The organism is Nocardiopsis valliformis DSM 45023 (assembly GCF_000340985.1).
Taxonomy (GTDB): domain Bacteria; phylum Actinomycetota; class Actinomycetes; order Streptosporangiales; family Streptosporangiaceae; genus Nocardiopsis; species Nocardiopsis exhalans.
The window spans coordinates 1-18,846 of record NZ_ANAZ01000023.1 but is presented as its reverse complement, the minus strand read 5'-3'; the positions used below and the strand labels follow the sequence as shown (position 1 = coordinate 18,846).

At 70.5% G+C, this 18,846-nt stretch carries 15 protein-coding genes and 1 riboswitch; of the genes, 6 read left to right on the top strand and 9 right to left on the bottom strand.

Annotated elements, in window-relative coordinates:
- Window position 1: 1 nt before the first annotated feature.
- Together sufU and D457_RS0120585 are read left to right on the top strand one after the other, a co-directional pair.
- Window positions 2–475 (top strand): Fe-S cluster assembly sulfur transfer protein SufU, encoded by a 474-nt coding sequence (sufU, locus tag D457_RS0120590; protein ID WP_017582562.1) that lies wholly within the window; start codon window positions 2–4, stop codon window positions 473–475.
- Entirely contained in the window at window positions 476–883 is a 408-nt protein-coding gene (locus D457_RS0120585) for a metal-sulfur cluster assembly factor (RefSeq protein WP_017582561.1), read from the top strand.
- Window positions 884–972: 89 nt separating this feature from the next.
- Here D457_RS0120585 and D457_RS0120580 read toward each other — a convergent pair whose 3' ends face one another.
- The 3 genes from D457_RS0120580 to D457_RS0120570 form a co-directional block, all read right to left on the bottom strand.
- Window positions 973–1,680, bottom strand: a complete 708-nt coding sequence (locus tag D457_RS0120580) for an MgtC/SapB family protein (RefSeq protein WP_017582560.1) — start codon at window positions 1,678–1,680, stop codon at window positions 973–975.
- Window positions 1,681–3,078 (bottom strand): magnesium transporter, encoded by a 1,398-nt coding sequence (gene mgtE / locus D457_RS0120575; protein ID WP_152514304.1) that lies wholly within the window; start codon window positions 3,076–3,078, stop codon window positions 1,681–1,683.
- Between the two features lie 294 nt (window positions 3,079–3,372).
- A riboswitch (M-box (ykoK) riboswitch) is annotated at window positions 3,373–3,548 on the bottom strand.
- 116 nt (window positions 3,549–3,664) lie between these two features.
- A complete protein-coding gene (locus D457_RS0120570; RefSeq protein ID WP_017582558.1) occupies window positions 3,665–4,423 on the bottom strand; it encodes a DUF2470 domain-containing protein in 759 nt (252 codons plus the stop codon).
- Between the two features lie 124 nt (window positions 4,424–4,547).
- Between D457_RS0120570 and D457_RS34195 the strand changes: the two genes are divergently transcribed.
- Window positions 4,548–5,402, top strand: a complete 855-nt coding sequence (locus D457_RS34195; RefSeq protein ID WP_017582557.1) for a MerR family transcriptional regulator — start codon at window positions 4,548–4,550, stop codon at window positions 5,400–5,402.
- Between the two features lie 83 nt (window positions 5,403–5,485).
- Here D457_RS34195 and D457_RS0120560 read toward each other — a convergent pair whose 3' ends face one another.
- Window positions 5,486–7,819 carry a hypothetical protein gene (locus tag D457_RS0120560; protein ID WP_017582556.1) on the bottom strand — a complete coding sequence of 778 codons (2,334 nt, stop codon included), beginning with the start codon at window positions 7,817–7,819 and terminating at the stop codon, window positions 5,486–5,488.
- A gap of 688 nt (window positions 7,820–8,507) precedes the next feature.
- Here D457_RS0120560 and D457_RS0120555 point away from each other — a divergent pair.
- The gene (locus D457_RS0120555; RefSeq protein WP_193374524.1) at window positions 8,508–9,449 is read left to right on the top strand and encodes an SGNH/GDSL hydrolase family protein; all 942 of its coding nucleotides are present in this window, start codon (window positions 8,508–8,510) and stop codon (window positions 9,447–9,449) included.
- A gap of 1,361 nt (window positions 9,450–10,810) precedes the next feature.
- Here D457_RS0120555 and D457_RS0120550 read toward each other — a convergent pair.
- From D457_RS0120550 to D457_RS0120530, 5 genes are all read right to left on the bottom strand, one after another.
- A complete protein-coding gene (locus D457_RS0120550; protein ID WP_193374526.1) occupies window positions 10,811–11,983 on the bottom strand; it encodes an EAL domain-containing protein in 1,173 nt (390 codons plus the stop codon).
- A 205-nt stretch (window positions 11,984–12,188) separates the two neighbouring features.
- Complete coding sequence (gene fabF, locus D457_RS0120545; protein ID WP_017582553.1) at window positions 12,189–13,427, bottom strand: beta-ketoacyl-ACP synthase II; 1,239 nt, start codon at window positions 13,425–13,427, stop codon at window positions 12,189–12,191.
- A 134-nt stretch (window positions 13,428–13,561) separates the two neighbouring features.
- Window positions 13,562–13,801, bottom strand: a complete 240-nt coding sequence (locus tag D457_RS0120540; RefSeq protein ID WP_017582552.1) for an acyl carrier protein — start codon at window positions 13,799–13,801, stop codon at window positions 13,562–13,564.
- Window positions 13,802–13,883: 82 nt separating this feature from the next.
- Complete coding sequence (locus D457_RS0120535) at window positions 13,884–14,840, bottom strand: beta-ketoacyl-ACP synthase III (protein WP_017582551.1); 957 nt, start codon at window positions 14,838–14,840, stop codon at window positions 13,884–13,886.
- 2 nt (window positions 14,841–14,842) lie between these two features.
- Window positions 14,843–15,751, bottom strand: coding sequence for an ACP S-malonyltransferase (locus D457_RS0120530; RefSeq protein ID WP_017582550.1), 909 nt, complete (start codon window positions 15,749–15,751; stop codon window positions 14,843–14,845).
- Window positions 15,752–16,082: 331 nt separating this feature from the next.
- Here D457_RS0120530 and D457_RS0120525 point away from each other — a divergent pair, with 331 nt between their 5' ends.
- Window positions 16,083–17,384 (top strand): PucR family transcriptional regulator, encoded by a 1,302-nt coding sequence (locus tag D457_RS0120525; protein WP_017582549.1) that lies wholly within the window; start codon window positions 16,083–16,085, stop codon window positions 17,382–17,384.
- 302 nt (window positions 17,385–17,686) lie between these two features.
- Window positions 17,687–18,646: a hypothetical protein gene (locus D457_RS0120520; protein WP_017582548.1), complete on the top strand. Its 960-nt coding sequence runs from the start codon at window positions 17,687–17,689 to the stop codon at window positions 18,644–18,646.
- The last annotated feature ends 200 nt before the right edge of the window (window positions 18,647–18,846 follow it).

The following is an 18,846-nucleotide window of genomic DNA, read 5'->3' as shown; positions in this document are numbered from 1 at the left end:
CATGCAGTTGGACGCGATGTACCAGGAGATCATCCTGGACCACTATCGGAACCCGCACCACAAGGGGCTGCGGGATCCGCACAACGCCGAGGCGCACCACATCAACCCCACCTGTGGGGACGAGGTGACACTCCGGGTCGCGCTGACCCCCGCACCCGGTTCGGAGCTGGACGAGAAGGCCGTCGTCAGCGATGTCTCCTACGAGGGGATGGGCTGCTCGATCAGCCAAGCCAGCACCTCGGTGCTCACCGACCTCCTGATCGGGAAGTCGGTGGCCGAGGGTATGCAGACCCTGGACGCGTTCACCGAGTTGATGCAGTCCAAGGGCAAGGGCGAGCCGGACGAGGACGTGCTGGAGGACGCCGTGGCGTTCGTCGGCGTGTCCAAGTACCCGGCTCGGATCAAGTGCGCCCTGCTGGGGTGGATGGCCTGGAAGGACGCGGTGTCGCAGTCCTTGGAGAAGGAAGGCGCCTGAATGAGTGACAACGAGACCACGACGACCGACGAGAAGGCCGAGAGCGTCGAGTCCGCCGAGACCGTCGACAAGGCCGCGGCCGCCCCGCTCACCCCTGAGCAGGAGGCGCTGGCCGAGGAGATCGGCGAGGCCCTCAAGGACGTGATCGACCCCGAGCTCGGCGTGAACATCGTCGACCTGGGTCTGCTCTACGGGGTGAGTCACGACGACACGTCGATCACCCTGGACATGACCCTGACCAGCGCGGCCTGCCCGCTGACCGACGTGATCGAGGACCAGACCAACAGCGCTCTGGACGAGTTCGAGCGCGAGGTCAAGATCAACTGGGTCTGGATGCCGCCGTGGGGTCCGGACAAGATCACCGACGACGGTCGGGACCAGCTGCGCATGCTGGGCTTCAACGTCTGACCTGATCAGCGTAGACAAGGGCCGGGCTCCGGGTATCTCCCGGGGCCCGGCCCTCGTTGTCGGCCTCCGGGGCGGCCGGGGAGGCAATCTCAGAGGGAGGGTTCCTCGACGACCTTCCAGTGCACGGCGCTGACCCCGGGCTCCAGGCTCAGTCTGCTGATGGCCTGCTCCAGCACCGCGTCCTGCCGGCCGGTCGAGGTCAGGTCGGCCTGGACGGTGACCATGTGCCGGTCCTCCTCCAGATGGCGGCTATCCAGGGAACGCAGGACGAATCCGCTTCCCGACAGGGCCTGGAGCAGCAGGGCCCGTACGTGCGCCTCCTGATCGTCCCGGCACACCACTCGCAGCCGGTATCCGGTCAGGACTTCGCTGGTGGCGTCGGCTGGACGGCTCTCCAGCCTGCGTGCGATCGGGCGGAGGATCACGTTGGCGGCCACCACCGCCAGCGCCCCCATCAACGCGCCCAGGTAGACGCCGCTTCCCGCCAGTACTCCGACCGCCGCAGCGCACCAGATCGTGGCCGCGGTGTTGATACCGCGTACGTTGATCCCGTCGCGCAGGATCACGCCCGCACCCAGGAATCCGATTCCCGAGACGACCTGGGCCGCGATGCGTGTCGGGCTGACCTCGTCGACCGTGTTGACCGCGAGCAGTACGAACAGGGCTGATCCGACAGCCACCAGCGCGTTGGTGCGCAGCCCGGCCATCCGTGCGCGCCACTGCCTCTCGACTCCGACCAGGGCGCCCAGCATGAAGGCGCACCCCAGCCTGAGGGCGAACTCCCACCATTCCAGCATTTACCCCACCCCCAACAGGAGTCCGGCGAGCCCGAAGTAGACGGCCAGCCCGGTGAAGTCCTTGATCGTGGTGATGAAGGGGTCAGCCCCGGGAGCGTGGTCCAGTCCGAGCTTGAGCATCAGCCACGGTAGGGCGAAACCCAGGAACGTCGCCAGGGTGACCGAGGTGAACAGTGAGAGGCCAACGGCCACGCCGAGCATGGGGATGTCGTTGGGTGCCCCTTGCCAGAAGTAGGCGGCGGCGCCTCCGATGCAGGCGATGATCACGGCCATCACCAAACCCACGCGTACCTCGCGGAAGAGCTGCCTACCGAACCGGGACGGGTCGATGTGGCCCAGGGCCAGGCCGCGCGCGAAAATCGTCGTGGACTGGGTTCCGACGTTGCCGCCCATGTCCATGATCAGGGGCACGAAGATCGCTACCGCCACGACGGCGGCGAGCACGTCCTCGAACTGCTCAATCAGTCCGCCGACCGCGAGTCCTCCGACCAGGGTGACCATGAGGAAAGCGATCCGCACCCGCACGGGGTAGAGGATGTTTCCGCTGGTGAGCCGTTCGCTGCGCAGCAGTTCCTTGGCGTGTGCGGGGTCGCCCATCCCGGCCTTGCGGTACATCACCTCGGAGGTGTCGTCGTCCAGGGCGTCCATCGCGTCGTCGAAGGTCAGCGCGCCGACCAGTCGCTTTTCTGAGTCCAGGACCGGCAGCGCGCCCAGGTCCCGGCGCTGGAGCAGGCGGGCGGCGTCTGCGGCCTCCTCCGTGGTAGCCACCGACACCTCGGCGAGGCGGGCCAGGGGACCCACTTCGGCGTAGGGGTCGGCCTGAACCAGTTCGGCCACGCTGACCAGCCCCACGTAACGTCGGTCCGCGGTGGTGACGAAGACGGTGGTGACGTCTTCGGGCCCGAGCCGGGAGCGGCGGATCAGCCCCAGGGTTTCGTTGACCAGGGAGTACGGGCGCACGGCCAGGTAGGAGGGGTTGGCCATTCGGCCCGCGCTGCCCTCGGGGTAGGCCAGCAGCACACCGACACGTGCGCGGTCGGCGGAGGTCATCGAGGCCAGCAGGCGGCGGGCCACCGCCGCCGGGGCCTCGCCCAGCAGGCGGGCCTGGTCGTCCACGTCCAGTTCGGCCAGGGTTGTGGCGGCCTCGGAGTCGGTCATGGCCTGGAGCAGGCGGACCTGCTCGTCCTCGCCCAGCAGGTCGAAGACCTCCATGGCCCGGTTCTTGTCCAGGAGCCGGAAACAGAGAACGTGTTCGGTGGGGGGCAGCAGGCGGAGCATGACCACGACCTCGTCAGGGGTCAGATCGGCCAGGACCTCCTTAGCCCTGGTGAGTTCGCGCTTGCGCAGGCGTTCGGTGAGCATGGTGTGCACGGGGTTGTTCCCTTCGGGTGCGGGCACACCGGCCCACCCGAAGGGCACGTCAGGGCAGCGCCGCCGCGTCTGTCGCGCAGGGCGTGGAGTACGTGATGTGTTCGGGTGAGGGTGTGCGCCGGATGGTTGCCGCCGGGGGTGTGGATCGGCCACGGAGGCGCTGCCCGGTACTGTGCCCGGGCTCGGAATCGCCGCTGGTGGAGTCAGGTTCTCGACCTGGCATCGCTCTCACCTCCCTCACGGTTGTCCGTACACACGAAAAAGACCTCCCGACGGGGAGGCCTGGAAAGCTCACGCGAGGACACCGGAGCACGGGTCTCCGGTGCGTTCCCTACGTCGAGTTTCAGCACTGCGTGCCTAGGGGCCACCGGGGGCGGTCCCGGTCCGCGTTAGGTCAAGCCTTGATTCGGCAGGACCAGTTGACCCATTGGGGTCTCTCGACCTTTTTGGGCAGCGGACGCATACGCACGCAGGAGCCTCACCTAACGGGACACCTGCTGTTGATGCGCCCTGAAGCTAACCGACTTTCCGGGAAAAGTCCAATGCGCTCCGGGTTCCACGACGACACCGCGCCTGTCTCGGGCCGCATGCTCCAGGACCTCCTTGCCCGTCCTCAGTGCTGGTGCTGGTCGAGTCCGGCCATCTCCTGGACCTCGTGGGCGACGTCGTGCGGGGTGCGGGCGGTTCTGCGGAAGGGGATGCGGACGTCGTGGTCGCCGTCGGGGCCCTCCAGGCGCAGACGCAGGCCGTGGCGGTCCACGCCGAGCGGGCGGGGGCGGCCCGGGGGCAGCTGGGTGCCGCAGCGGGTGACCAGGGCCCACAGGACGTCGGGGTGGTCGTCCTCCAGGTGGCGCAGCCAAGGGCCCTCCCATCGGCCGAAGGGGTCGGCGGCGGCATCGGTGAACTCCTCCGGGTGCAGCAGGTGGCAGCCCTCCTGGTCGGAGTGGACCACCAGGTGGGGGGTCATGACGACCATCGTGCGGCCGTGGCCCAGGTCCAGCAGGCGTTCGTCGGCGTCGTCGGCCAGGACCGAGAGCGCCCGGTTGCGAGCCTCGGAGAGCGGGGGGACGGTCAGGTCACCGCTGATCCACAGCAGGGAGCGGGTCGGGTCGCGCAGGTCCACTGGGGCGGTGTCGGTGAACTCGACGGTGGCCTCCAGGCTGCCCTCGCCGATCTCGGCCAGGACGCGGTGCTGGTCGGGGACCAACAGCGTGACCTCGCCCTCGAAGGTGGTGTGGCAGACGGCCCCGGTCAGGTGCAGGAAGACCTCGGCGCTGGTCACCGTGGCCGGGTTGGGGCGGGAGAGCACGGAGCGCGCCCGTTCGGCAGGGGAGGGCGTGAGGGAGTTCGGGTACGGCAGCAGGAGGACCACCTCAATCTATTAGGTAAGCCTAACCTACATCTTTCCGTTCGTATTCGGTACCCCCGACCTCCCCGGAGCGGCTCCCGAGCGCTCGAATGGACCTTCCCCCAGGGGGAAGCCGCAGACTGAGGCCATGATGAACATCGGAGAGTTCTCCTGGCTCACGGGGCTGAGCACCAAGGCCCTCAGGGCGTACGACGAGCGCGGACTGCTGCGGCCCCGCGCCACCGACCCCTGGACCGGCTACCGCCGTTACACGGCCGACCAGCTGTCCTCGGCGGTGCTGATCCGTGCCGCGCGGGAGGCCGGGATGCCCCTGGCCGAGATCCACTGCCTCCTGGAAGGCCAGGAACAGGCGCGGACGACACTCGACCGATTCCGCTCCGCGGTGGCCGCCCGGCGGGAACGCCAGGACGCCGCGCTGGAGGGCCTGGCGGCACTCCTCGCGGAGGAGGTCCGAGCACAGGCCGTCAAGGAGCGGTCCGCGCCCGAGCAGCACTGGGCGGGCATCGTGCTCCGGGTCGGTCAGGACGAGGAGAAGGACGGGGAACGCGCCGACGAGGCCTTCACCGCTCTCGGGTCGTCGCTCATTGCCGAGGGGGCGGAGCTCTCCGGGCCCTTCTGGTCGTCGGTCCGGGGCGCCGGGGAGGACGGGACTGCCGAACTCCTGTGCTGCGCGCCGGTCCCGGGCCCCCTTCCGGCGGACTGGGGGCTCCCGGGGTGGCGGACCGAGACCGGTCTGCTGACCGAACGCACCGAGCTGGTGGTGCGCTGGAGCCACGACGCCCCGATCCCGGCGGTCGAGGGCGCAGTCCACCCGGCGGTGCTCATGATCCTGGCTGAGGCCGAACGCCGGGGCGCCGCGGTGAGCCCGGCCCAGCTGCGGCAGATCCCGCTCTTCGAGGACGGAAAACCGGTGGGTGTGGCCGTCACCCTGCCGCTCTCCCCGGCTGACTCGTCGGCCGCCTCAGCCGCTCACCCGGGCTGATCCGGGACGGGAAACCGCGAAGGGGACCACGACCGGAACGTGTCCGGTGAGGTCCCCTCCGTACGAGCGGCGAAGCGGTGAACTCAGTGCGTGGCGAACATGGCCGAGCGCAGTTCCCCCGCGATGTCGTCGTCCCCGCGCAGGGACAGGGCATCCAGCAAGGCCTGGGGATCAGCCAGGGACTCGTCGCCGTTGTCGGTGATGCGCCGGGACAGGATTCGCAGTGCCTCGTCCGGGGCGGCCGGGGCGGTGTAGCCGATCAGGTGCAGGGCACGGGCGGCCGGCGGGTGCCCGCTGAGGTCGCCCGCGGGCAGCTTGCGGGCGTCCAGGCGGTCACCGGAGACCGTGATGAACATACGGTCGCCGGGCTGAGCGGCCTGGCGGCGCAGCAGCGGCCGCAGGGAGTCGAAGGCGGGCTGGTCACGCCAGACCAGGACCAGCAGGTCCGCGCCGGGAGCTGTCAGACACAGCAGCCGGCCGGGCTGGAGGCCCAGGTGGGTGGCGTAGCCGGTGGGCACGGCCACCGGTGCGCCGTTGAGGTGGTCGGCGGTGATGTCGATGCGGTGCCACCAGCGCCCGTCCGGGGCGCGGAAGCAGCGGGCCGACAGGGCCGGGTCGCTCGCTCCGGGACGGGCCTGGGCCGCGTGGGCCATGGCCGGAACCGGGGACTGAGCCATCGGAGCGTGGGCGTGGCCGGGCGGGAAGGCGCCCTGGCCGGGGCCGGGTCTTTGCTGGTGCCCCTGCGGTTCGAGGCCGGGTGCAGCGGGCTCCACGGGTGCGGGGCCCTGCGCATCGAGGCGTCTGCGGATCGGCAGCCCGTTCTCGGTGGTGGCACCACCGGACTCCTCGGGGGAGTGGCCGCCGCTGGGCGCCTCCATAGGCACCGAGGTGTCCACGTACACGTGCCCGTCGCGCAGGCTCACACCGGGGGTGCTCAGCAGCCAGGCGCGCAGCTCCTGCTGGCGGATCCCGATCCGGCTCAGCCGCAGGCCTGCCTCGGTGAGGTTGGGGGCGTCGCCGAGCAGCTCACGGGTCTGCCAGCGCAGTCGGTTGGGGTCGTCGGCGATGAGCCAGCCGTTGTGCATGCGCCGGTCGGTGAACAGGGTGATGATCACGCGCCACAGGGGGGTGTGCAGCGTGGGCACCTCCACCGGATGGTCCGGGTGTGCGTTGATGAGGCGGTCGATGGTGGTCGCCGAACCGAGCTGCTCGGACAGTTCCCGCAGGTGCTTGGTGACGGCGGCACCTTCCGGGGAGCCCAGCCAGCGCAGCAGGCGTTCCTCCACCTTGCGCTGGGCGCTGCGGATCTCGGTCACGTCCACCGCGATCTGCTCGGAGAGCACGCGGATGCTGATCGGATCGGTGGCGAAGAGTCGCTCGGCGGCCACCGTTCGCTCCAGGTCGGGCCAGGAACGGAACATCTCCTCGACCTGGTCCACCAGCGGGTGCTGGCCCAGGACCGGCGCGGGGCGCTCCTCCACCTGTTCCGGGGCGGGCGCCTTGGTCCGTTTGAAGCTGGGGCGGCGCAGAGTGCGGCCGGGGCCCAGGAGCGAGCTGCGGAACTGCGAGCGCAGGTCGCCCACGTCACCGGATGCGGCGCTTTGTGCCTGGTCGTTCACGGTGTCGGTGCCCAGGGCCGTGCCCGGGAGCATCGCCGCGGAGCTGACCATGCCGCCGACCGCCGCGGGGGCCTCGGCCATGGGCGCGGCGGCGTGCGCGCCGTGTTGTTGCTCGGCCGAGGCCGGATCCTGCTCCCGCTGGGCGCGCAGGGCCCGCAGGGTTCGGATCGCGCGGGTGGCCGGGGTCTGCGGCGGGTTCGTGCCGTCCTCGGCAGGTTCGGCGAGGTCGTGTGACCCGCTCGCCCCGGTCGCGGAGTTCAGGTAGTCCAGCGCGTTGCGGACGTGCTCGGGCGCGGACTCGGGGAGCCAGTGCGCGATGGTGCGCACGGCCTCGGTCATCAGCGCGGGGGAGGGGGTGGGTCCGGAGGGCAGCTCACCGCAGGGCTGTAGGGCGCGCCAGGCGACCGTGCTGACGATGTCGAGGACACCGCAGTTCGGCAGGCGCCAGCTGTGCATCTCCTGGGGGCTGGCCGAGATCAGGCGATCCCAGTCCCCAGCGGTGGCGACCACCGCGCCGCGGACTGGTTCGGCCAGGTCGGCACAGTCCACCGGCTGGGTGCGCAGGCTCGGCAGGAACTCGGAAAGGGCGATGTGCCCCCACTGTTCCACCGCGAGTCTGGCCAGACCGTTCGCCAGCCAGGGCGGTCCGGCGATGTCGAGGACACGGGCGACGGGCAGCGAGTGCCACCAGCCGTCGATCAGACGGTCATGGTGGAGCAGGGGTGCCACGTCCGGCGACCTCGACCACCGCAGCGCGGGTGCGAGGTCGACGAGGCAGATCGGAGAGACGGCGTTCATCCGCTGGGGACCTCGACCTCCTGGTGTCTGCACGTGAATTGGGGAGGAACCGCACGGGCCTTCGGTTCGATGCACCACAGTACGCGCCCTTGACCCGGAGGAGGACAGGTCTTGAACCGACTCGGCTGATTCGTGTGGGGGCACGGCGGGCCGAGGGGCAGGGGTGCCGTGAGCACTTCCCCGAGATCGTACGTGCCCCGGGCCCACATGGGTAGTCCCAGGCCCCCGGTCCGTCGATACCTGGGGGTGACCTCACCGTGTGATCACCGTGACGGAGGAGATCTACGTCAAAAAAACGGTCAAGAGTTGTGATCTACCTCATAGTAGACTTCTGGCTCATGAGACCCGTGCCGGGCGTTGTTCTGTCGGTGCCTCCCGCGGCACGCACCGCCGCCGTTCCGGCGCGGTTCGTGACGAGGGCTCCGGTGAGGAGGACGGCCGGAGAGCTCCGACATACACAAGCCCGGCGCGCTGACGTCGGTCGCGGGTATGCTGGATGGGCACTGTCCTCGCCCGAGCGACCCTCGTCCGGGCGGCCGCCGCGCGGCCGACCCCGGGGCCGACGGTGCTCGGACATTCGGGCCAGCGAACTCCGCGACCCGCCAAGACTTCCGTTCCCGCGCACCCCGGCGCTGCGCAGGCGTGGGACGGTCGATCCGGATGATTGGTTGACGTGACAGACCTTGAGATGAATCCCCCCGCTGCCGCGCCCGTGGGCAGACCGGAGCTGATCCGGTCCTACGTGGCGATCGGTGACAGCATCACCGAGGGGATGGAGGACGACAGCGGCCCCGGCGGCGAGTACCGGGGATTCGCGGACCGTCTCGCGGACCATCTGGGCACGCTCTCCCCGGACTTCCGCTATGCCAACCTCGGCGTGCGCGGACGCCGGATGAAGCACATCTTCGGCGAGCAGCTCGAACAGACCCTCGCCTGGAAGCCCGACCTGGTGACCGTCCTCGGTGGCGGCAACGACGTCCTGCGCCCCGGGGGCGACCTCGACGAGCTGGCCGAGACCTTCGAGTGGGGCGTGCGGCAGCTGCGCGACGCCGGTATCCGGGTCGTGATCCTGGCCGGGCACGACACCGGGTGGATCCCCGTGCTGCGTCTGTACCGGGGACGCATCGCGGTGTTCAGCATGCACATGCGGGCCGTGGCCGAACGCACCGGAACCGAGATCGTCGACCTGTGGGCGCTCAACGCCCTCAACGACCCCCGGGCCTGGAGCGACGACCGGCTGCACCCCAACGGTGCCGGGCACCAGATCGTCGCGGCCCGGGTCGCCGACCTGCTCGGTCACCCGATGGGCCCGCCCGAGATCTGGGCCGACCCGTGGGCCACCCCGCCCCAGCAGCTGCCCCGGATCCTGCGCCGCCGCGAAGGCCGCCGCTGGGCCCGCCAGTACCTCGTCCCGTGGCTGCGCCGCCGGGCGATGGGCCGCTCCTCCGGTGACGGTCGCCAGGCCCGGCGCCCCGTGCTGGACTACCTCCATGACGAGGAGACTCGGGAGCAGCTCCGCAAGCAGCTGCGCGAGGTCGGCGCGGACACGCACTACAACGACTATTCCGCGGACGACACGCCCCCGACCAGCAGTCCTTCGGGCACCAAGGGCCCCGAGCCCCTGCGCTGACCGGCTCGCCGCGAACGCGAACGCGAACGCCGCGAGGGCCCCGCACCTGACATCCGGATGTCGTTGGTTAACTCCGGTGTGGGGGCTGGGTGGGGCCTGTGTGCGGCCTGGGGTTCTGTCTGGGGTTCGGGTTGGGGTTCCCCCGTTTCCCGCCGCTTGATGGTTGCCGTCTTCGCTACGCGCGTCAAGGTCGTCGCGTCGAGGGCTTCGCCCGCAGGGCGCTCCACCTTGACCCGCTTCGCTGCGACGGCGGTGGGCGGCTATCGGGAAACGGGGGAGGAGTGGTCCGGGGTGGCCAACGGGCCCCAAAGGGGCCCAACAGCAACAGCAACAGCAACTACCCCGGCCTTCGGCCGGTGCCTTCCCCAGGCCTGCGTGGACCGGTTGCCCGTGTCACGGCCGGTCAAGGTCAGCGACGAAAAGCGTCAGCGCGGGCCCCGATTTCCCAGGTCTGCGGGGACCGGGTCGCGTGTCGCGGCTGGTCACCCGTGCCAGCGAACACCATCAGCGACCCCCCACGCCCCCGGGCACGGTTTCGGCCCCCTTTTCAAAGATGATCTTGCTACCAGAAGCAAGTTCGGCGCTGATTTCGCTTCTGGTAGCAAGATCATCGGGGGTGAGGGGGTTTCGGAAGCAGCGGACAACCCCCAGGTGCGGGTTACGGACACCCTGGCTTGCCCAGCGCCAACACCACAGCGCTGAACCCAACCCTCACCGCCGGGTGTCCGATGGCACGCGTGACCGGCCGCGACACGAAGCCCGTTGCCCACCGAGCTGGGGAGTCTGTTGCCTTCGCTGCCGCTTTTCCGTCCGGGCGAGTGACCGGCCGCGACACGCCCCGCCGGTCCGCGCAGGCCTGGGGAGACCGGGGCCTTCGCTGCCGCTTGTCCGTCGCCGACCTTGACCGGCCGTGACACGGGCAACCGGTCCACGCAGGCCTGGGGAAGGCACCGGCCGAAGGCCGGGGTAGTTGCTGTTGGGCCCCTTTGGGGGCCCGTCTGCCACCCCGGACCACTCCTCCCCCATTTCCCGACAGCCGCCCACCGCCGTCGCAGCGAAGCGGGTCAAGGTGGAGCGCCCTGCGGGCGAAGCCCTCGACGCGACGACCTTGACGCGCGCAGCGCAGACGGCAACCATCAAGCGGCGGGAAACGGGGGAACCCCAACCCGAACCGCAACTCCAGGCCCCGCCCCGGATGCTCTACCCGAGCCCGAGCCCGAGCCCGAGCCTGCCACAGAGAAGCCTCTCCATATCAGCCTCTCCGCTTCTCCGGGCCTCAGCGCTGCGGATTCGCCAACAGCATCCGATCCATCCGGTGCGGGGCCCTCGTCGTTTTCATGGGCCTGGGCGGAGACCGTGGCTCACTGCCGGGACAGGGACTGGATGAGATCGCTGACGTGCACGATCCCCATGCACTGGCCGTACGGGTTGGTCACGATCAGGTCATCGTAGACGCGTTCGCGGTCCTGCCCGGCCACCCGTAGCGCCGCGATGGCCGACATCCACGCCGGAACCGTCCGGGGTGACTCCGACAGCCGCAGCGCCGGGCGCTTGGCGTGCAGCGCGTGCCCGTAGCGGCCGGTCACCGAAAGCAGGAACCGGGTCCGGTCGATGACTCCTATCGGCCGTTCCCGGTGGTCGATGAGGACCACGCTGTTGAGCGCGGTGTCCCCGGTGAAGGCCTCCATAACGTGCTCGCCGGTGGACTCGGCGTCGAAGTCCAGCGGCGGCACCATGAACTCGGTGACCCGGGGGCCGGAGTCGGTGTCGTCCAGGGACGTGGCCGCCGGTTCGGGTACCGGCGTGATCTTCTCCCCGGGCTTCCAGGTGTGTTCGGTGAAGAACGCCCCGCTGCCCAGACGCACCCCGCACTCACGCAGCCGGACGATCTCCTCGGCCCGCGACACCCCTGCCGCCATCGCGTACACGCCGCTGCTGCGCCCGATCCGGGCCAGCCCTTCCACGATCCCGCCATGTCGCTGGTCGCTGTCGACCCCCTTCACCAGGGCCGGGTCCAACCGGATCAGGAAGGGCGTGGCCTCAACGACCAGGTCCGGCCGGGCCATCGCGGTACCGAAGCCGCACCGGAAGCCCAGTGCCCGCAGGTTGGCGACCCCGGCCAGCACGGTGGCTCTGGGCAGCTCCACCAGGTCGGGGGTGAACATCAGGGTGACGTCGCGAGGGCGCCGACCGGCTCGGCGCAGTCCGCTCTCGACCAGCGCGGCCAGGTCCGCCCCGTCGACGAGTACGGACGAGGGCAGCGGCAGCACCAACGGCAGCAGGCTCTCGGCGCCGAACCCGGCACGTACCAAGGAGGCGAGCCATTCGGCGACGAGCACGGCCGTGCGGCCGCTTCCGTCCGGCAGCCCCAGGCCCTCGGGGACGGGGGAGACGACCTCCACGGCCACGACGGCACCGGAGTCCAGGTCCACGACGGGGCGGAAGGAAGGGCCCCGCTGTTTGCGCGGCCCGTCCTCGACGGCGCCGGGGGCCGGGTGGGTGTGTGAGGGAGGAAGGGTGGACACGGCACCCATGGTGACGCGTGGGCCCACGGAGCTGAAGCCCCGTGCGCGGCTGTTCAACCGTTGTTGAGCCGCGGGCCGCCGGACGTTCACAAGCCCACAACGGCCATTACGCATACGACAGTGGGCGTCACCGTGCGGTGACGCCCACTGCGATGGAACCGGTGCTGCCCGTGCGCGGCTCAGGTGAAACTCAGGCAGGCCCGGCGGACTCGCCCTAGGCGCGGCGGAAGGCCACGGCGATGTTGTGGCCGCCGAACCCGAAGGACTCGTTGATGGCGGCGACGTCTCCGGCGGGCATCTCCCGGGGCTTGTCGCGGACGATGTCCACGGCCACCTCGGGGTCGAGCTCGGAGATGTTGATGGTCGGCGGGATCAGGCCCTCGTGCAGGGCCAGGATCGTCGCGATCGACTCCACCGCGCCCGCGCCGCCCAGCAGGTGGCCGGTCATGGACTTGGTGGAGGTCACCGCGACCCGGTCCGCGGCGGAGTCGCCCAGGGCCGAGCGGATCGCCCGGGTCTCCCCGACGTCCCCGGCCGGGGTGGACGTGGCGTGCGCGTTGACGTGCACGATGTCACTGGGCTTGAGTTCGGCATCGGCCAGCGCCTGCTTGATGGCGCGGGCTTGTCCGGCGCCCTCCGGGTCGGGCATCACGATGTCGTGGGCGTCGTCCGTGTAACCCACACCGCAGGCGTGGGCGTACACGCGCGCACCGCGCTTGGCGGCGTGCTCGGCCGACTCCAGGACGAGGATGCCCGCGCCCTCACCCATGACGAAGCCGTCGCGGTCCTTGTCCCAGGGACGGGACGCGGTCTGCGGGTCGTCGTTACGGGTGGACAGGGCGCGCATGGACGCGAAGGACGCGATGTTGAGCGGGTGGATCGCGGCTTCGGTGCCGCCCGCGATCACCACGTCGGCCCGCCCGGCGCGGATCATGTCCACACCGTTGGCGATGGCCTCGGCGCTGGAGGCACAGGCGCTGACCGGGGCGTGGGCTCCGGCGCGGGCGGTGAACTCCAGGGCCACGGCCGCGGCCGGGCTGTTGGGCATGAGCATGGGCACGGTGAACGGGGAGACCCGCTTCCAGCCCTTCTCACGGAAGGTGTCGTACTGCTCCAGGATGGTGAGGATGCCACCGATCCCGCTGGAGACCACCACTCCGAGGCGCAGGGGGTCGATCTCGGGGGTGCCCGCGTCGGTCCATGCCTCCTGGGCGGCGATGAGGGCGAACTGCTGGGTCCGGTCGAGACGGCGCAGCCGGGGGCGCGGGAGCTTCTCGGAGGGCTCCTGCGCGATCTGCCCGGCGAAGTGCACCGGAAGCTTCTCGTGCCAGTCCTCCGGCAGCATGCTGATCCCGGAGCGGCCGTCGAGGAGCGCGGACCATGTGGTCGCGACGTCACCCCCGAGGGGGGTGGTGGCGCCGAGGCCGGTGACGACGACATCGGTCTTGGACATGATCCGATCGCCCTTCTCGTGGGTCGTTCCCGGCGGTCATGTGCCGGGAGGCGTGGCGGATGGTTGGTGCGGGTGTCCGTGGTGGGGGCGGGCGGGCCGCCGCGACCTGGTGGGTCGGCGACGGCCCGGAGGCGCTACTTCTGGATGAAGTTGATGACGTCCTGGACCGTCTTGAGGTCCTTGAGCTGGTCGTCGGGGATCTCCACGCCGAACTTGTCCTGCGCGGCGACGGCGATCTCCACCATGGACAGCGAGTCGATGTCCAGGTCGTCCACGAAGCTCTTCTCGGGCGTGACATCGGCGGGCTCGGTGCCGACGATCTCTTCGACGATCTCGCCGAGGCCGGCCAGGATTTCCTGCTCGCTGAGGGCCATGTCTAGTTTCTCCTTGCTTGACGTGTGTGGTGTCGGGAAACGCTTCCGTGTGCGAAGTGCCCGGGCCTTGACGGAATTCGGATCAGGGGATGCGGATCACCTGTGCGGCGTAGACCAAGCCCGCACCGAATCCCAGGGTGAGCACGGTGCTCCCCGACGGCAGTTCCCCGCGCTCGACCATGCGCGAGAGCGCGAGAGGGATCGAGGCGGAAGAGGTGTTGCCCGCGGTGACGATATCGCGCGCCACAAGCGCTTGGGGCGCCCCCAGCTTGCGCGCGATGGACTCGACGATCCGCAGGTTGGCCTGGTGGGGCACGAAGGCGGTGAGCTCGGAGGGCTCGACGCCGGCCCTCTCCAGGGCTTCCAGGGCCACCTTGTACAGCTCGGTGGTGGTCCACCGGAAGACGGCCTGGCCCTCCTGGTAGAGGTACTTGCCCTCACGGAGGTAAATCTTGTCGGCACGCTCGCCCGAGGAGCCCCACACTACCGGGCCGATCCCGTGGTCCTCGGCGGCCGAGACGACCGCGGCACCGGCGCCGTCGGCGAAGATCACGCAGGTGGAACGGTCTTCCCAGTCCACGTAGTCGCTGAGCTTCTCCGAGCCGATCACCAGGACGTTGCGCGCGCTGCCGACCCGGACCGAGTCCGAGGCCAGGTTGAGGGCGTAGACGAACCCCGCGCAAGCGGCGTTGACGTCGAAGGCGCCCGGGGCGGCGATGCCGAGCTTGGCGGCCACAGTGGCCGCGGTGTTGGGGATCTGGTCCTGCACGGTGCAGGTCGCCACGATCACCAGGTCGATGTCCTCGGGTGAGAGCCCACCAGCGGCCAAGGCCTTGCCGCCCGCCGCCACGGCCATGCTCGCCACGGTGTCCTCGGGGCCCGCGATGCGACGCTCCTGGATGCCCACGCGGCTCTGGATCCACTCGTCGGTGGTGTCGACGCGGGACTCCAGGTCGGCGTTGGTCACGACCCGCGACGGCTGGTACTCGCCGAAGGAGCGGATCGCGGCGCCGCCGGGGGCGCTCGGGACGTTGAACATGGTCAGCCTTCCTGCTGGACGCTCGCGGAGGGGGTGGTCCCCGCGTGCTCCTTGATGAGGGCGCCTGCGCGCTCGAGGTCGTCGGGGGTCTTCACCGCGAGGAGCTCGATACCGCGCAGGGCGCGCTTGGCGAGGCCGGTGAGGGTACCCGCGGGGGTCAGCTCGATGAGCGCGGTCACCCCGAGGTCGGCGAGCGTCTGCGTGCAGGCGTCCCAACGGACCGGAGAGGAGATCTGGGCGACCAGGCGCTCCAGGTACTCCGAGCCGCTCTCGACCACGGCGCCGTCGGCGTTGGACAGTAGGCGCACGCTGGGATCGGTGGTGCTCAGCCCCTGGGCGGCCGTGCGCACCCGCTCCACGGCCGGGGCCATGTGCTCGGTGTGGAAGGCGCCCGCCACGGACAAGGGGCGAAGGCGGGCCCGCTCGGGCGGGTTCTCAGCGAACGCGGCCAGCTGGGCGGTGGTGCCCGCGGCCACGATCTGCCCGGAGCCGTTGTCGTTGGCGGGGGTCAGCCCGGCGACCTCGATGGCGGCCAGGACGTCCTCGCGCTTGCCGCCCAGGACCGCGGTCATGCCGGTCTCGCTGCGGGCGGCGGCGTCGGCCATCCCGCGGCCGCGCTCGGCGACCAGCGCCAGCGCGTCCTTGGGGGAGAGCACACCGGCGATCGCGGCGGCGGTGAACTCGCCGACGCTGTGCCCCGCGGTGGCGTCCACCAGCGTGGGGGAGGCGGGCAGCGGGGACTCGGGCGCGGACAGCGGGCCGAGCACGGCTGAGGCCGCGGCCAGGCCGGCGCTGACCAGCAAAGGCTGGGCGACGGCGGTGTCACGGATCTCATCCGCGTCCGCGGTGGTGCCGTAGCGCACGAGGTCGAGACCGGTCACCTCGGACCACGCGGCGAACGTGTCGGCCATGCCGGGGAGTTCGAGCCACGGGGAGAGGAAACCGGGAACCTGGGCGCCTTGGCCGGGAGCAACGATTACAAGCACGACATCTACCTTGCCCTGTAGGAGATCACCAGTTGGATAGGGAGAGACACGAAGTTAGCGGGGTACCGTTTGTAGGTACTCCACAAAACGCTGTCCGTGGTGTGTCCACAAGCCCGAAACGGGTGGAGGAGATCACTTTCCGACGGTACGCGCAGCCCCGCGCGGGCGCTCGGCGGACCCCGGTCGACCTGCGGGGTGACGGCCGACACGGGGGTGAACTCCGTGCCCGGAGCGGCGGGGATGCGAACCTAGACGGGTGAACACCGAATCCCGACCGACCGAGGACGGCGCCAGTGCGCCGACCGGGCCCGAGACCCCACAGGACCAGATCTCACCGGAGCAGCCCCCGGCGGAGCAGACGCTGCCGGAGCAGGCCCCGCCTGAGCAGATCCGCGCCGAGACCGTCCGGCGTCTGGAACGCTCCATGGGGGTGCTCGGCACCGCCGCGGTCAGCCGCATGGAGGAGAAGCTCGGTTGGTTCCGCCGGATGTCGGCCCAGGACCGCTCCTGGATCGGCCTGGTGGCCCAGTCCGGGGTCGCCGCCTTCGTGGACTGGTTCCGCAACCCCGAGCGTGGCCGCCCGGCGATCACGGTGGAGGTCTTCGGCACCGCCCCGCGCGAACTCACCAGGTCGGTCTCCCTCCAGCAGACCGTCGACATGATCCGCGTGGTCATCGATGTGGTGGAGAGCCAGGTCGACGACCTCGCCGCACCCGGCGGCGCACAGCAGCTGCGTGAGGCGATGCTCCGTTACACCCGTGAGGTGGCCTTCAGCTCCGCCAAGGTCTACGCCCGCGCCGCCGAGGCCCGCGGGGCCTGGGACGCCCGGCTGGAAGCGCTGATCGTCGATGCCCTGCTGCACGGCGACCAGGTGGAGGGCCTGCAGACCTGGGGTTCGGCGCTGGGCTGGTCGCACACCCCGGTGATCGCGGTCGCCGGCGACCTCGGCGACGAGGGCGGGAACAAGGTCCTGGACGACCTGCGTTCGGCCGCGCGCCGCCTCGGTTACGACGTCCTGGCGGGTATGCAGGGACGCCGCGTGGTTGTGGTGATCGGGGTGGGTGACCGCTACCCGGCCGACGAGCTCCCGGCCGCAGCCGCGGAACCCCTGGCCGGGCTCTTCGGGAACGGGCCCGTGGTGGTCGGCCCGGCCGTGCCGGACCTGCACGCGGCGGGGACCTCGGTGCGCGCCGCGGTGAGCGGTCTGCGGGCCGCCGTGGCCTGGCCCGACGCGCCCAGGCCGGTGCTCGCCGACGACCTGCTGCCCGAGCGTGCGCTGGAGGGCGACACCGAGGCCCGCCAGCAGCTGGTGACGGAGGTCTACCTCCCCCTCCAGGGCGCGGGCTCCCCGCTTTTGGACACGCTGTCGGTCTACCTCGAACACGCCTCCTCACTGGAAGCGACCGCGCGCATGCTCTTCGTGCATCCGAACACGGTGCGCTACCGCCTCAGCCGCATCTCCGAACTCACCGGGCACATCCCTTCGGACGGTCGCGGCTCGTTCGTGCTCCGGGTGGCGGTGGCGCTGGGCCGGTTGTCCGAAACCCGAGGCGGATGACCCGGATGACCGTTATCGGCGCGAGTGCCGGTGAGACCTCCGCCACGTCGTAATCTGATCGTTGCCTGTCATATGGGTGACCTTATGGAAGTTTCACCAGCGTCGGGTATGTGTGTAACTGACCGTGTGCGCCCGGGGACCACGCGAAAAGGGATAGCTTTGATACGGGCAGGTTGCAGGTGGAGCCAGAAGACGACGAAAACCCTCGGGCGTCGCTCCCCGCACCGCTCCGTCACGACGTTCTTGGGGGGTCCAACGCTGTGGTCGAGCGACCGAGGAAGAGGTTCCGGATACTACGCCCGGTGATCGATTTCGTACTCCAACCCACGCAGGAGGGAGAGCTGCGCAGGCGGGTGCTGTTCTGGCTCCCCGCGCCGCTCCCGGTGCTCGGGTTGGTGTACCTGCTGGTGGGCGGGGCCTTCTCCGCCGCCGGGTGGACGATCCTGCTGGCGGCCAGCGTCGGTGTGGGAACACTGCTGCTCGCGATGATCGTGCAGCCCACGCCGCTGCCGGAGGGCCTCGCGCCACCGGTGTCGGCCCGGCGTTCCCTGCACCGCTTCCGCCAGTTCACCCAGCTGCGGGTGGCGCTGGCACTGGTGCCGATGGCCATCGGTGCGTGCGCCGCGATCGCGGGCGGCGGTATGTACCCGCTGTTCGCCGCCCTGGCCCTGGCCTGGCCGCAGCTGCTGCTGGCCATGCCCACCTTCTTCACCATCACCAAGGCGCGCCGCGCCATGGAGGCCTGGGGCACCACCGCCTACCTGTGGCACGCACTGTCCCGACCGGCCAAGGTCACCTGGCCGATCGCCACCCCGCTGGCCCGCTCCTACCGCGCCTGGCGCGCCGACCGGGCCCGTCGCCTGGCCCAGCAGAAGGAGCAGGACCAGCAGCAGGAGAAGGCGTGGAAGGAGGCCGTTGCGGAGGAGAAGCTCAACCCGACCGAGACGGTCGCCTCCGCCAAGGGTGAGCCGGACACCGAGGACGGCCGCGGGCTTCAGCGCACCCGCAAGCTCCATGCCCTTCCGGAGGAGACCGCGGACCAGGACAACGAGCCCACCGCGCTCATCCCCAAGCCCGAACCGGTCGAGGAGAGCCCCGAATCGGTGGAGACCGCGGACGCGCCCTCGCCGACCTCCGGGCCTCGCGGCACCGTCAACCGGGCCGCCCGGCACCTCCTGGACCAGGGCGGAGCGCTCGGCCTGAACGTGCGCAACCGCCGCCGGGGCCACGCCAACCGCCGCCCGCCCTCGCACAAGCCCTAGGACCACGGACCCGGACCCGTCCGTGTGCCCTGGAACCACCTGTGGCGGCGTTCCGACCCGGAACGCCGCCACAGCCGTGTCCGGGCCGGATCAGTACCCGAGAAGCGCGCCCGGTGCGACCCGCCGACCCACCCCTCTCATCCCGGTGACGCTTCTTGCTACCACGCTCGATGTCAAGCTGTGTGGAGTCACGCGGACTG

Coding starts and splice junctions, on each gene's coding strand:
- D457_RS0120560 (WP_017582556.1), bottom strand. CDS start 7,819: ATGAACGCCGTCTCTCCGATCTGCCTCGTCGACCTCGCACCCGCGCTG.
- D457_RS0120530 (WP_017582550.1), bottom strand. CDS start 15,751: ATGGCCGACACGTTCGCCGCGTGGTCCGAGGTGACCGGTCTCGACCTC.
- fabF (WP_017582553.1), bottom strand. CDS start 13,427: ATGTCCAAGACCGATGTCGTCGTCACCGGCCTCGGCGCCACCACCCCC.
- D457_RS0120555 (WP_193374524.1), top strand. CDS start 8,508: ATGAATCCCCCCGCTGCCGCGCCCGTGGGCAGACCGGAGCTGATCCGG.
- D457_RS0120585 (WP_017582561.1), top strand. CDS start 476: ATGAGTGACAACGAGACCACGACGACCGACGAGAAGGCCGAGAGCGTC.
- D457_RS0120580 (WP_017582560.1), bottom strand. CDS start 1,680: ATGCTGGAATGGTGGGAGTTCGCCCTCAGGCTGGGGTGCGCCTTCATG.
- D457_RS0120535 (WP_017582551.1), bottom strand. CDS start 14,840: ATGTTCAACGTCCCGAGCGCCCCCGGCGGCGCCGCGATCCGCTCCTTC.
- sufU (WP_017582562.1), top strand. CDS start 2: ATGCAGTTGGACGCGATGTACCAGGAGATCATCCTGGACCACTATCGG.
- D457_RS0120550 (WP_193374526.1), bottom strand. CDS start 11,983: ATGGGTGCCGTGTCCACCCTTCCTCCCTCACACACCCACCCGGCCCCC.
- D457_RS34195 (WP_017582557.1), top strand. CDS start 4,548: ATGATGAACATCGGAGAGTTCTCCTGGCTCACGGGGCTGAGCACCAAG.
- D457_RS0120540 (WP_017582552.1), bottom strand. CDS start 13,801: ATGGCCCTCAGCGAGCAGGAAATCCTGGCCGGCCTCGGCGAGATCGTC.